Below are 14,922 nucleotides of genomic sequence, written 5' to 3'. Positions count from 1 at the left end.
CAAGTAGCTTTTATAAAGTTGGTTGTACAGGATTTTTGTGTAGTAGGTGATATATTTGTTGGATTTATATAAAGATGTTCAATATGTTAAAGGAATAGGACCGAAAAAGGCAGATAAGCTAAATAAGTTGGGAATATTTACCTTAAAAGACTTATTGTATTATTTTCCAAGGCAATTTGAAGATAGAAATAATCTAAAGAAAATAGCACAATTAGAGGATGATGAGAAAGTTACAATAAAAGCAGTAATATCGAGTATAAATACGTTTAGTCCCAAAGAAGGTATGACTTTAACAAAAATTGATGTAAAGGATGAGACTGGCTCAGCTAAATTAGTGTTTTTTAATAAGAGTTATATAAAAAATACATTTCGCCCAGGTGATTCGATATTAGTTTTTGGTAAGGTTAAGAAGAAATTTAATAGTTTAGAACTTACATCATGTGAGTTAGAATATCTTACTAATTCGCCTAAGAATACATGTAGATTTATGCCTGTGTACCAGCTTACATATGGTGTTACAAATAAAGAAATTATGAGTATAATTAGAACAGTACTTGAAGATAAAGAGCTAATTATACAAGAATATATGCCAAAGAGAATTATAGAAAAATATAGGCTATGCAATATAGATTTTGCGGTTAGAAATATACATTCACCAAGCAATAAAGAATCGTTAAAAATAGCTTTATATAGAATTGTATTTGAAGAATTACTCATACTACAGCTAGGCTTGTTTGTGTTTAAAAGTGGAAGAAATAAAGAAGATGGAATAAAATTTGAAATCAGTAAAGATTTAAAAAATATAACGAGTGCGTTACCATTTAAATTGACTAAAGCTCAAAATAGAGCATTGGATGAAATTATACAAGATATGAATTCTGATAAAATAATGAATAGACTAGTTCAAGGTGACGTAGGGAGTGGTAAGACAGTAGTAGCACTTTTAGCACTTGCAAATTGCGTTTTAAATGGATATCAAGGAGCTTTGATGGCACCAACAGAGATATTAGCAGGACAACACTATATTTCCCTTACGGAGTCCCTGAAAGATTTTGGCATAAATGTAGGTTTATTGATAGGTAGCCTTACAAAAAAACAAAAGGATACAGTTTTAGAACAAATCAAAAACAATGAAATTGATATATTGATAGGAACACATGCACTAATAGAAGACAAGGTTGAATTTAATAATATTGGTTTAGTTATAACGGATGAGCAACATAGATTTGGAGTTATGCAAAGAAGTAAACTTTCCATGAAAGGTGCAAATCCCGATATATTAGTAATGACAGCAACACCAATACCAAGAACCTTAGCACTTATACTTTATGGAGATTTAGATATTTCTATTATAGATGAACTTCCTCCAGGAAGACAGCCAATAGAAACACTTGCCATTGAGAAGAGTAAGAGGGATAGAGCGTACAACAATCTTGTAAGAAGAGAGGTTGAATCAGGGAGACAGGTGTATATTGTATGTCCTCTGGTGGAAGAAAGTGAAGCTATAGAAGCTAAATCAGCTGTTGAACTTGTAGAGGAATTAAGAGCTGAATATTTCCAAGATTTAAGGCTTGGATTGCTTCATGGTAAAATGAAGTCGAGTGAAAAAGACGAAGTAATGGGTCGTTTTAAAAATAAAGAAATAGATATTTTAGTTTCAACAACAGTTATAGAAGTTGGTGTTAATGTGCCAAATGCGACATTAATGATAATAGAAAATGCAGAGAGATTTGGGCTTGCACAATTACATCAGCTCAGAGGTCGAGTTGGAAGAGGAAGTCATAAATCTTATTGTGTACTAATTTATGATTCTAAAACAGATGTATGCAGACAGCGAATGGCTATAATGGAAGAGACAAATGATGGTTTTAAGATTTCAGAGAAAGATTTAGAAATAAGAGGTCCTGGAGAATTTTTTGGGACAAGGCAACATGGGCTTCCAGAACTTAAGGTAGCAAACCTGTTTAAGCATATAAAAATATTAAAGTTAGCACAGCAAGAAGCTCGATATATATTAGGTGAAGATAATAATCTACAATTGAAAGAAAACATGCCACTTAAAAAAGAAATTATAGATAAATTCAAAGATATAGTGAAAGAAATTTCATTAAATTAATTTTAAATTATGTTAAAATATTATTAATGTAATAATGTGCTGAAGGGAGATTGTCATATTGAGAGTAATTTCAGGAAAAGCGAGAGGATTAAAACTAAATACTCCAAAAAATGAAGATGTAAGGCCAACTACAGATAGAGTAAAAGAATCTCTATTTAATATAATAAATTCATATGTAATGGAAAGTGAAGTTCTAGATTTATTTGCTGGGACTGGTTCTTTAGGAATAGAGTGTTTATCTAGAGGTGCCAAGGCATGTACTTTTGTAGATATCAGTAAGGAAAGTATAGATATTGTTAAGTCTAATATAAAAAAGGCAAGAGTTGAAAATGAAAGTATTATTCTAAACCTCGATTTTAAATCTGCTGTAGATAAACTTAAGTTACAAAATAGTAAATTTGACATAATTTTTATGGACCCTCCGTATTATAAAAATATGTTTATAGAAGCTATTGAAAAAATTGATAATTCTAATTTGTTGAATGAAGATGGAATAATAGTTGTAGAACATGATACTAATGATTTGTTTCCAGATAAAATATGTAAATTAGAAAAAACTAGAGATAAGAAATATGGAAATACTACATTAACTTTTTATAAGATGGAGGCATAATATGGAAAATAAACCTAGAAAAGCTATATTTGCAGGAAGCTTTGACCCAATTACTAATGGACATTTAGATATTATTTGCAGGGCTTCGAAGTTATTTGACGAATTACAAATAGGAGTATTAAATAATCCTAATAAAAAGGGTCTATTTAGCTTTGATGAGAGAGTAAAGCTTATAGAAAAAAGTACAAGCCATTTAAATAATATAAAAGTTGTAACTTTTAATGGTTTATTAATAAATTACTGTCAAGAAAATGGGATTGGAGCATTAGTTAGAGGTGTAAGAAGTGGTGCTGATGTTGATTATGAACTTCAAATGGCTCATATGAATAGAGAACTTAATCCAGATATAGAGACTATAATTTTACCAAGCTGTACAAAATACTCATTTATAAGCTCATCTTTAATAAAAGAGGTTTTGCTCTTTGATGCTGATATAAAAAATTTGGTTCCAAAGATTGTTTTGGAAGAATTAAAGAAAAAAACTACTGGGGGTAATTGATATATGAAGATAGATTTAGAAATGATTGAACTATTTGAACAGTTAGAGGAGATGTTTAGAAGTGCCTCTACAATTCCTTTCTCACATAAATGTACTGTAGATAAAGACGAAGTTTTGGCTATAATTAACGATATAAGAACTTTGATACCAGAGGAAGTAACACAAGCAGTATGGATTAATAAAGAAAGAAATAAAATAATAAGCCAAGCTAAGCAAGATGCTGCAAATATAGTTGAACAAGCAAAAAAAGAAGCTGAAAGAATACAACAAGAATATCATGAGAATATAGAAGAATTAAAGAAAAATTCTGAAGATGTGGTAAAAGCATACGTAGAATCAAGTGAACCTGTTGTTCAAGCAGACCAAAGAGCTAAGGAGATAGTTGATAGAGCTGAAAGAATAGCAAATGAGATAAGAATTGGGTCAATTGAGTATGCAGAAGATGTGCTTTCTAGTGTTGAGTACAATTTGAAGGAAATATTAGAAGAAGTAAAAAGAGATAAGAATGAACTTAGACCTAAAAAATAAATTTTAAGTTAATAGAATGGGGCTGTCGTACAAATGATTTTAAATGATTTGCGATAGCTCTTTTTTATTAGCATTTATTTTAGAACAGAGTTAAAATGTGCAAAAGTATAAAATAATATTAAATCATGTGCAATTATTTGGTATGGAATTATATATAGAAAATATAGATAATAAAATTAAGGAGGTAGTATGAAAGAGAGGGCTAAAAAAATATTAGGTTTTATTATTAAAAACAATAATGTAACATCACAAGAATTACAAGAAAAGTTTAATGTATCAAAGAGAACTATTTATTATGATATCTTAGCTATAAATAAACAACTAGGAAAAAATGGTAATATAAAAAATGTAAAACATAAATTTACATTTGAAGGTAATTTAGTTAATGCAAGAAAAATAATTTCAACTGAAGAAGATAAATTTTTAGATAGTGACTATAGAAAAATTTTTATATTAAACAAAATATTACTTGGTGAAAAAATATCAATAGAAAAACTAACAAATGAAATGTTACTTTCAAAAAACACAGTAGTGCAAACAATAACAGATGTAAAAAAATACCTTCAAACAATGGGATTGAAATTAGAGTACAATGGAAAATACAAAATTATAGGTGATGAATACGTTATTAGAGAACTATTTTTATTACTTACACAAGAAAATGTACTAGAAATTAATTGTGTAAGTAAGGAAGTAACTAGATTTGATACAAAAGGATGTATAAACCTTACAGATTACTCCTTATTAAATCTAACTAAGTTTACAGAATTTGTAAATAAAAGAATAAGAGATGGGAAAACATTATACTCATACAAATATCTAAATGAAGCCAAAAAGATTGCTTACTTTAATAATTGTAAAGACCTTTTATGTGAAGAAGCAAATGAAAATGAACAGGCCTATATGTGTACTTATGTAAGTTCACTTCCTAGTTTAAATAGTGAAGTTAAGGAAGATATTGTTGAAGAATATGTAGATAAACTTATAGACAAGTTTGAAGTAAATACAGCAATAAAATTAGAAAGTAAGCATGAATTTAAAAAAAATATTTTAAGGCACCTACATTCTTCTTACAACAGAATAAGATTTAAGTTTCCTATTAGCAATCCTATGCTAGATGAGACTAAGTATAAACATGAGTCACTTTATAAAATTATAAAATCAATTATAGAGAATGAAGAAGAGTTTCCTGTATTTGAGGGGATAAGGGAAGAAGAAATAGGATTTATAGCAGCCTATTTTGGTGGATACTTAAGAGGTTCTAGAGATAATGGTCTAAGAAGAAATAAAGTCTTGCTAGTTTGTCCTAATGGCCTTATGGTATCAAAAAGCTTGGAAATACAGTTATACAAATATATACCAACTATAGAAATAGTGGGAATAGTGTCCATTAAGCAATTAAAAGAAGTAAAAGTATACTACGATTACATAATTACGACCATAGATATACAAGATGTAAGTAATGTAATAGTTGTAAATCCTCTTTTAACAGCATCAGATATTCAATTACTTATGAACAAACTAACAAGTGTAAAAGAAAATGATAAATATTTCAATCTTGAACTAATAATACAGGCTATAAGAAAAAATGGAGTTATTAATAATGAAGAAGCACTAAAGTCTGATTTATTAAACATAATACACAAGATAGATGAAGGAGAGATATATCAACCAATGTTAAAGGAATTAATTAATGAAGAAAGAGTCAACATAATAAGTAGCGTTAAAGATTGGAAGGAGGCAATAAAAATAGCATCAAAGCCTTTATTGGAAGATAACTCTATAGAAGAGTTATATATAGAAAATATGATAAAATCAGTTGAAAAATATGGACCTTATATTGTTTTAGCTGATAGATTTGCTCTACCACATGCAAGTTCTAAAGAAGGGGTAAACAAGCTTGCAATGTCTTTACTTATAGTGGAAGAGGAAGTTGACTTATTAGGAAAGCCAGTAAACATATTCATGGTATTAGCTGCCATAGATAATACTACTCACATTAGAGCATTGGCATCATTATCAGAGATGATGTATGAAGAAGAAAATATAAAGTTGATACTTAACAGTGATAAAAGTTCAATACTAGAACTTATAAATAGACAAAATTAGGAGGAATGAAAAATGAAAATATTAGCAGTATGTGGATTTGGTGTAGGCTCATCAATGGTATTAAAAATGACAATACAAAAGGTTCTAAAACAGTTAGATATAGAGGGGGAAGTAGAAAATACAGACATAAACTCAGCTAGAGGAACTGATTGTGACTGTATATTTACAAGTCAAGAACTATTAAACGAATTAAAAGGAACTTGCAATGTACCAGTATATCCTGTTAAGAAGTATATGGACTTATCAGAAGTTAAAGAAGTTGTTCAAGCTTTCTTAAATGATAAGAAATAGTGTAAATTTTCAAAAGTAAATTTAAAATAAGTAACAAAAAATAAAAGATTATTAAAAGTAAAAGTAGTAATAAGGGGAGGAGGAATTTAGTGTTAGAAAACTTAAATAGTTGACCTATCACTAAAAAAATATAATGCTTGATTTTATTTCAAATAATATTTTACGTAATCCATCTATGTTAATTGGATTGATAGCAGCATTTGGTCTTATATTACAGAAAAAGAAAGCATCGGATGTTATAAAAGGGTCATTACTTGCAGCTTTTGGAATCATAATTATGGAGACTGGAACAGGTATGTTAGTTAGCTCAATAGCACCAATTAATGGAGCTTTCCAAAGTATAAGTGGTGGTGCAGTAACAAAAGGTTTAAGTGATGTCACTTTTACTGCAAGTTATGGAGGTGTTATAGGTTTAGCCATGTTTGTAGGTCTGGCTCTTCACTTAATGATAGCGAGGTTTACACCTATTAAGACTATCTTTTTAACAGGCCACATGCTTTACTGGTTCCCATTTATATTTGTAGCATCAGGAGTTGAAGCGGGATTAAGTGGTGGAGTATTAATCGCTTTTGCAGCAGTATTATCAGCTCTTTATTGGTCAATAATGCCATGGTTATTAAGAAAGTATGTATTTGATGTTATTGGAGACGAATCGTTTACACTAGGGCATCCATCGGGTTGTTTAGCACTTATATCTGGATTTATTGCAAAGTTAGTAGGAAATAAAGAAAAATCTACAGAAGATATAAACATACCTCAAAGTATATCATTCTTTAGAGAAATATCTATAAGTGGAGGAATGGCAGTATTTCTAATGTTTATAGTTGTTGGAATAGTGATACCAGATGCGTTTAAAGATACTAATGAGTTTATTGGAACATATGCAATAAAACAAGGTCTTTCTTTTGGGGCAGGTCTTATAATAATGCTTCATGGTGTAAGAATGTTAATAAATCAAATAATGCCAGCATTCCAAGGTATATCAGAAAAAGTTGTACCAAATGCACTACCAGCTTTTGATTGTCCAATATTATTTAACTATAAGCCTAATGCTGTATTAATAGGATTCTTAGTTGCTATGTTAACATCTACAACTATGATTTTAATATGTAACTACTTTAATGTATTTAATATGTTACTTATACCACTTGTTATAACTTCATTCTTTGAATGTGGAGCAGCAGCTGTAATAGGAGAATCTCAAGGTGGTATACGTGGAGCTATAATAGGTACAGCTGTAGCTGCAATATTTATGGTAGCTTTAGTAGGAATATCTGCTGTAATTTACTCAGGGACTATTCAAAACTGGATACTAATATTTGGAGGTAACGACCTTTCTCTATTTGGAATAATCAGTAAGTTTATAGGTTCATTACTTGGAGGAGTATTATAGATATGGAATTTAAATACATAAATGAGATAAAAAGATTAATCAATATAATTGAAAATGAAGAAAAAGCTAATATGGAAAAAGCAGTACAAATACTTGTTGAAGCAATAGAAAATAAAAAAGCAATATTTTCTTTTGGTGCTTCACATGCAGGAATACTAACAGAAGAATTGTTCTACAGAGCAGGTGGGTGTGTTCTTATAAATCCGGTATTTGCAAAATCCTTAATGCTAGATACATCACCTATAACTCATACTAGTAAGATGGAAAGATTAGAAGGATATGGCTCAGCGTTATCTAGTAAGACTCCAATTAAAGAAGGAGATGTAGTTATAGTTCACTCGGTATCTGGTAGAAATCCAGTAAGTATAGAATTTGCTATAGAGGCTAAAGAAAAGAATGCAATAGTAATATGTATAACTAATTTAAGTTACTCAAAGAGCGTATCTTCAAGGCATTCTTCAGGAAAAAATCTTTATGAAGTATGTGATTTGGTGATAGATAATCACGGTAAAAAGGGAGATGCCTGTGTAGAAATAGATGGTCTAAATCAAAGAGTTAGTCCAACTTCTACTGTAATTGCAACTACTATAATGAATTCTATTATAGCTCAAATTACACAAGAGTTAGTTGATAGAGGATTAAAGAATCCACCAATTTTTCATAGTGCAAATATAGATGGTGGAGATGAATTAAATAAGAAGATTTTTGAGGAGTATAAAAGTGTAATTCACTATGAGTATTAAGGTGAAGAATATGTTTTAATAAATTCTAAAGTATTATAACAATATAAATAAGTAGTATAAAATAAAGAGGATGTCTCAAAATAGAGATAAGCCTCTTTTTATTGTTGAAATAATAAAAAGATATTTGATTTCATGCAAAAAAGAGTGCTTCATGAACTAAAAAATTCATTTTGAGACACTTCCTTTATTGTTGAGTAATGGTATTAAATGAAGATAAAACCTTATTTACTGACTGATTAGATATGGTAAAATATTATTTTTGGAATTTTAGAAAACGTTGTCATAGAAAAAAACTATAATAAAAAAAAATGCATAGAAAAAACTGATTAGACAATAAATACATGCTTTGATAATATTTTAAATGGAATAAAAATATGTAGAATTATAATGAAAAAGAAAATAAGATGGAGGGAATAAGAGTGGGTATGTTAAAAAAATTATGTTCACTAGCTATGGTGGCAATTATGACTACAACACTTATAACAGGGTGTTCAAGCGGAAATGGAAAAGATTCAAAAAAGGATGGAGAAAAAGAAAAGCTAGTTCTTTGGATGCCACCAGTAGAAGACAATATGAAGGAAGTTTGGGACCCTATTTTAGATAAATTTGAGGAAAAGAATAACTGTGAAGTAGATTTGCAGATAATTCCTTGGGAGAATTATTCTGAAAAATTTGCAACAGCTATAAGTGCTGATGAAGGTCCAGATGTAGGATACATGTATGCGGAAATGTATCCACAGTTTATACAAAGTGGAGCAGTAGAAGATTTGACTAATTATGCAACTAAAGAAGATAAGGAACAATCTATTTATATAAAGACATCTGAAATGATGGGTGGAATGTATGGAATGCCATTCCAAGCAGCAAATCCAGGTGTACTGTATTATAACAAGGATATTTTAGAAAAAATAGGAGAAAAACCTCCTAAAACATGGGAAGATTTTAAAAGAATCTGTAAAAAAGCAACACAAGATACTGATGGTGATGGAAAGATAGACCAATGGGGATTGGCTCAAGGATGGGGAGCTAAAACTTTCGGTAACTTAAATTGGAACTGGTACCCTTATTTATGGCAAGCTGGTGGAGATATATATAATGATGATTTAAAATCAGTTAAGTTTAATAATAAAAATGGTTTAGAAGCAGCGAATTTCTTAAAAGAATTACAAGCATATGTGCCTGAAGATTCTTTATCTAAAGATAGTAATGAAATAATAGAAAGTGTATTTGGACCAGGAAAAGCAGCATTTACAGTAATGCTATCTTCTGCTGCAACAAGTGTATTTGATAAATCATTCCCAGATTTAAATTGGGGATTTGTAACTGGGTTAGAGGATAAGAAAGCTGCGACTTTTGGAGCAGTAGACCATCTATCTTTAATGTCATCAGCAAAAAATAAAGAACTTGCATATAAACTAATACAGCACATGTTAAGTGTTGAATCAATGACAGAATTCCATAAAGCAATACCAAGAGCACCAATAACAAAAGGTGAACCATATCAAGGTGATGAAAGATTCAAAGAAATGGTTGAAAATGACAAGGATATATATAGACCATTGGTTGTAGGACCTCATGGAGTTGAAATATATGAATATTTATGGAAAGAACTTCAAACAATGATTTCAGGAGATAAAACGCCAAAACAAGCATTAGATGATGCTGCAAAATATTCAAATGATTTATTAGCACAATAAAAGTTTACGGCTGTAAGACGTTTCATAGTATCTTGCAGAATAAAATTAGCATTGTATCATAAGTACAATGCTAATATTTATATTGGAGAGGATAAAATGGAAAACTTAGTTAGGGATTTTGAAGCAAATTCAAAAAAGAAAAAAACAAGATTAAATATTAAACCATATATTTATATATTGCCATTAGGTATAATTCTAGTAGCATTTTATGTAATACCAATAATAATGTCAATATATTTTAGTTTTACAAAGTACAACATTATTAGTCCAGCTACTTTTATAGGTTTAGAAAACTATAAAAAATTATTTACAGATGAAACACTAAAAGTATCTATTATAAATACAATTAAATTTACTCTTATTGTAGTACCTTGCCAAACTATTTTATCATTGGTTTTGGCAGTTTGGATTACTGGAAAGGGAAATAGTAAAATAGCTTCATTTGCTAAAGGTGCGATATTTATACCAGTATTATCATCTATGGTTTTGATAGGTATGGTATGGAGAGCTTTACTAAATGGAGAAGGTTCAATTGTATATCAAGTATTAGGTGCTTTTGGAATAGAGTCATCTAAACTTTTAGGAGATAGTAAGACTGCACTACCTACACTTATGTTTATATCTATGTGGAAAAATATAGGTTATTTTATGGTAATTTATATTTCAGGGATAATGAATTTGCCAAAACATTGTTATGAAGTGGCAAAGGTCGATGGAGCCACAAAACTTCAAGAATTTATGAAAATAACGGTTCCTTTATTAAAACCAACAACAATAATGGTTGTGTTTTTAGGTACTATATGGTCATTACAGGTATTTGACTTAATCTATACTGTAACTGGTGGAGGACCAGGTATATCTACTATGAGTATAGTTATGCATGCTTTTAATTTAAACTTTAAAAATTTTAATTCTGGATATGCAATGACTGTAGCAAATGTATTATTCTTGTTGATAGCTGTAGTCTCTATTTTTCAGAATAAATTTGTAAAACGAGATAGTTCAGATATTTAGAAAGGTAGGTACAAGATGAAAACGACAAGAAGATTATTGAGTGATGGTTTGCTATTATTTATAGCATGTGCAAGCTTAGTACCTTTTATATACATGTTGATAATATCCTTAAAGGTAACATATAATTCATATAATTTAGATATATCTTTTTCAACAGTAACCCTTCAAAACTATATAGATATATTTACTAAAAAAGGATTTGCACAATACTTTTTAAATACAGCTATAGTATCCTTCTCAGGTGTATTATTAAATTTGGTATTTAGCACATTGGCAGGATATTCTTTTGCAAAGATGGATTTTAAAGGTAGTGATAAATTATTTTTATTTATGATAATGACTTTAATTATACCATCTCAAGTTACAATGATACCACTTTATATAATAATGAAACATTTAGGGTGGATAAATAGTTACCTTGCACTTATTATGCCAATACCAACTGCATTTGGTGTATTTATAATGAGACAAGCTATTTTAGGAGTTCCAAAAGAGCTACTGGAGTCAGCAAAAATAGATGGTTGTTCAGACCTTAGGATTTTAATACAAATAGTGTTGCCTCTAATCAAGCCAGCATTAATTACACTAGCAATATTTACTTTTATGGGAGCATGGAATGAATTTATGTGGCCTCTTATAGCGACAACTAAAGATACAATGAGAACATTGACAGTTGGATTGTCTACTCTTAAGACTTTCCAGATAACAAACTATGGGCAAATGATGGCAGGTGCAACAATAACATTTTTACCACCATTTATTTTCTATTTGATTTTACAGAGTAAATTTGTGGAAGGGGTATCTTTGTCTGGAATAAAGGGTTAGTTACTTTAATTTAAAAAATATAGGGCAGAATTATGTAGATATGGAGGAGTTTAAAATATGGAGATTTCATATGTATTGAAGGATTGTACATTTAAACACAATAAATATTCAGTTATAGAGGATGATACTTGGGAACATAAAGACTTAAACATTGTAGTAGCTAAGGGAGAGAAGTTTGCTTTTCAAATTATGCTAAAAGCAACAGAAGAATTTAATTGTACAATTGATGCAAGTAGTGCTATATCATGGAAAGGTCTTGGAAATAGAGTAAGACTTGGATTAAATGTACCTAATGAATTAGAAAATGATTTTAGTATCAATATAATGGGGTATGTTCAAGACGATACAAAAGCATTTGTAAATGATGCTATTTTGAGAGATAAAGATGTATTGGTAGAACAACATTTACCTCAAATGTTTTGGGTTGAAGGTCAAGCACCTGAGGACTTTATAGAAAATAGCTTTAATATAGGTATTGATGTATTCAAAAGTTTTGGGTATGAAGATGAAGAGAGAGTTTGCACAATTAATGTTCCTGTGGAAGTAAAAAATGTTGTATTAAAGCCTTTGGATGAAAGTAGATTCTTTTTAGATTTATGGCAACATCCAAGTTGTTTAGCTAGAATGTATAAGGTTGAACTATGGTCTGATATACATTTTGAAATAATTGATAATTATTTAAAAGAATTAGCTTCTTTAGGAGAAAAAGTTACAACGGTTATAGTTTCAGATTATCCATGGGCAGGACAAAGTTGTTACAAAGTTTATAAAAATCCATCAAACTTATATGAATACAATATGGTAAGTGTTTCAAAAGGTCTAGATGGAAAGATTAAGTGCAATTTTGAAAGTATGGACAGATATATAGATATAGCTAATAAACATAAAATGGCTCAGGAGATAGATTTATTTGGTTTGTTGGGTAATTGGTGTGCTGGTGAGTTTGGAAACCCTATAGAAGGATATAAAGACCCTATAAGAGTAAGATATTATGATGAAAATGACAAAGTATTTAAGTTTATAAATAATACAAAAGATTTAAAAGAATATATAGGACTAGTTTTAAATCATTTAATAGAAAATGGATTATGGGATAGAGTTAGAATTATAGCTGATGAACCAAATAATCCAGAAGTAGTGAAAGAGTGTATCGAGTTTATAAACTCCACTATAGGAGAGCATGGAGTTAAGTACAAGTCAGCAACACATGACCAAAACTTTTTAGATAGAGGTCAAGACGAAGTTGATGATATGTCAATAAACTTAAAGCTTACTATTCAAAATTATAAGGATATAGATAAGTTAAAGAAAAAGATTAATGACAAGGGCGGAATATTGACTTGGTTTGTATGCTGTTTTCCAGAGAAGCCAAATAGTTTTATAAGTTCTCCTTTTGTTGAAAATAGAATAATAGGATGGTATACTTATTATTTTGGTCTTGATGGATTTTTAAGATGGGACTACAATTTATGGACGGAAGACCCTTGGAAAGATGCAAGTTACAAATTCCCTATTTGGAAGGCTGGAGATATGTTCTTTGTTTATCCTGGAAAAGATTTAAAGCCAGTTAGAAGTGTTAGAATGGAGAATTTAAGATTTGGAATACAGGATTTTGAGTTATTTACTATGCTAGAAAAAGAAAAGGGCAGAGAGTATATAGAAGTTGAACTTATGCAAGAACTATTAAATAAAAAAGAAAATGCTGAAATTAAAGGCTTTGGAAATATAGAACTTGGATATTCACTTGATAATTGTGGATACAATAAAGTTAAAAAACAAGTACTGGATTTATTAGAAGGATTATAAAAAATATAAGGGGGTGTCTCAAAATGAATTATTTAGTTCATGAGGCACTCTTTTTTGTATGAAATCAAATATATTTTTATTATTTCAACAATGAAAAATAGGTCTATCTCTGTCTTGAGACAGCCCCTTTAGTTTTTCAAGTTGTATTTAATATCTTCAAATTATATTCAAGACAGAACCTATAAATAACAATAATTAGATATAACATGATATAATTTAATTTGATATAATAGGGTATTGATAATATTATCTGTAAAATAACATTGTTAGGAGGGGAATAAAATAAAAAAAATAGCTATTGTTATAATATTTTTTTTTAGTATAGTTTTTATGGTATTTTATTTTAGAATAAAAGGAAATAGTGATTCAGTTATGATGCAACGAGGAATAAATATAGGTAATGCGTTGGAATCGCCGAAAGATTTTCTCTGGGATGTAAAAATGTCAAATAAATTTTTTGATGATATAAAAAATGCTGGTTTTGATACAGTACGTATACCTATAAGGTTTTCTGATTATACATCAAGTTCTAATGATTTTAAAATTGATGAAGAATTTTTCAAGAAAATTGATGGACATATAAATTATGCATTGGACAAAGATTTAACAGTTATTTTGGATTTACATCATTTTGAAGAAATTATGAAAGAGCCAGAAGTCAATAAAGAGAAGTTTTTAAAAATATGGAAACAGATAGCGAATAGGTATCAAAAGTATGATAAAAAATTGGTATTTGAACTGTTAAATGAGCCTAAAGAGAATCTATCTTCACAGTTATTAAATGAATACATTGAAGAAACAATAAATATAATTAGAAAAAATAATCCTAAAAGAACAATCATAGTAGGTCCATACAATTTTTATCAAATTGATTATTTAAAAGAATTAAATATTCCTAAAGATTCTAATATAGTAGTTTCTTTTCACTATTATGAACCAAATGATTTTGCATTCCAAGGAAATGTCTATCATGAGGGATTTGAACACTTGAGTAATATTACTTGGGAAGGAACAGATGAACAGATGAGCTACCTAAAGAAAAGATTTGACACTGTAGAGAAGTGGGCAAATAAAAATAAAGTAAAAGTTTTTTTGGGTGAATTTGGAATAACAAAAGAGGCACCAGAAGCTTCGAGAAAAGCTTGGATAAAAGCAGTAAGAGAAGAAGCTGAAAAACGAAATTTTTCATGGGCTTATTGGGAACTTGCTTCTGGGTTTGGAATATATAATCAGGATGATGGAACTTGGGATGAAGATATATTAAATGTGTTAATAGAAAAGAGGTGAT

The 14,922-nt window shown here is 29.4% G+C and carries 13 protein-coding genes; all 13 read left to right on the top strand.

Going from position 1 to position 14,922, the window contains the following annotated elements:
- The first annotated feature begins 58 nt into the window (after positions 1-58).
- The gene (gene recG, locus ACTG44_RS13815) at positions 59-2,116 is read left to right on the top strand and encodes an ATP-dependent DNA helicase RecG (protein ID WP_021385455.1); all 2,058 of its coding nucleotides are present in this window, start codon (positions 59-61) and stop codon (positions 2,114-2,116) included.
- A gap of 58 nt (positions 2,117-2,174) precedes the next feature.
- Positions 2,175-2,729, top strand: coding sequence for a 16S rRNA (guanine(966)-N(2))-methyltransferase RsmD (gene rsmD, locus ACTG44_RS13810; protein ID WP_021385565.1), 555 nt, complete (start codon positions 2,175-2,177; stop codon positions 2,727-2,729).
- Between the two features lies 1 nt (position 2,730).
- Positions 2,731-3,228, top strand: a complete 498-nt coding sequence (coaD, locus tag ACTG44_RS13805) for a pantetheine-phosphate adenylyltransferase (protein WP_021385493.1) — start codon at positions 2,731-2,733, stop codon at positions 3,226-3,228.
- Between the two features lie 3 nt (positions 3,229-3,231).
- Positions 3,232-3,756 (top strand): hypothetical protein, encoded by a 525-nt coding sequence (locus ACTG44_RS13800; protein ID WP_021385431.1) that lies wholly within the window; start codon positions 3,232-3,234, stop codon positions 3,754-3,756.
- A gap of 189 nt (positions 3,757-3,945) precedes the next feature.
- On the top strand, positions 3,946-5,865 hold the full coding sequence (locus ACTG44_RS13795) for a BglG family transcription antiterminator (RefSeq protein ID WP_479920644.1): 1,920 nt from the start codon (positions 3,946-3,948) through the stop codon (positions 5,863-5,865).
- 12 nt (positions 5,866-5,877) lie between these two features.
- Positions 5,878-6,156 (top strand): PTS sugar transporter subunit IIB, encoded by a 279-nt coding sequence (locus ACTG44_RS13790; protein ID WP_021385399.1) that lies wholly within the window; start codon positions 5,878-5,880, stop codon positions 6,154-6,156.
- Between the two features lie 133 nt (positions 6,157-6,289).
- Positions 6,290-7,549, top strand: a complete 1,260-nt coding sequence (locus ACTG44_RS13785; protein ID WP_479920643.1) for a PTS ascorbate transporter subunit IIC — start codon at positions 6,290-6,292, stop codon at positions 7,547-7,549.
- Positions 7,550-7,551: 2 nt separating this feature from the next.
- Complete coding sequence (locus tag ACTG44_RS13780) at positions 7,552-8,292, top strand: SIS domain-containing protein (RefSeq protein ID WP_479920642.1); 741 nt, start codon at positions 7,552-7,554, stop codon at positions 8,290-8,292.
- Positions 8,293-8,696: 404 nt separating this feature from the next.
- Entirely contained in the window at positions 8,697-9,989 is a 1,293-nt protein-coding gene (locus ACTG44_RS13775) for an ABC transporter substrate-binding protein (protein WP_479917240.1), read from the top strand.
- A gap of 96 nt (positions 9,990-10,085) precedes the next feature.
- Positions 10,086-11,003, top strand: a complete 918-nt coding sequence (locus ACTG44_RS13770; RefSeq protein WP_021385409.1) for a carbohydrate ABC transporter permease — start codon at positions 10,086-10,088, stop codon at positions 11,001-11,003.
- Between the two features lie 15 nt (positions 11,004-11,018).
- The gene (locus ACTG44_RS13765) at positions 11,019-11,828 is read left to right on the top strand and encodes a carbohydrate ABC transporter permease (RefSeq protein ID WP_021385501.1); all 810 of its coding nucleotides are present in this window, start codon (positions 11,019-11,021) and stop codon (positions 11,826-11,828) included.
- Between the two features lie 57 nt (positions 11,829-11,885).
- On the top strand, positions 11,886-13,634 hold the full coding sequence (locus ACTG44_RS13760) for a DUF4091 domain-containing protein (RefSeq protein ID WP_479917239.1): 1,749 nt from the start codon (positions 11,886-11,888) through the stop codon (positions 13,632-13,634).
- Positions 13,635-13,964: 330 nt separating this feature from the next.
- Positions 13,965-14,921 (top strand): glycoside hydrolase family 5 protein, encoded by a 957-nt coding sequence (locus ACTG44_RS13755; protein ID WP_479917238.1) that lies wholly within the window; start codon positions 13,965-13,967, stop codon positions 14,919-14,921.
- The last annotated feature ends 1 nt before the right edge of the window (position 14,922 follow it).

The sequence above is a fragment of the Clostridioides sp. LIBA-2809 genome, from assembly GCF_056688965.1.
The sequence above is the reverse complement of the archived record's forward strand: the minus strand, read 5'-3'. Positions and strand labels throughout refer to the sequence as shown.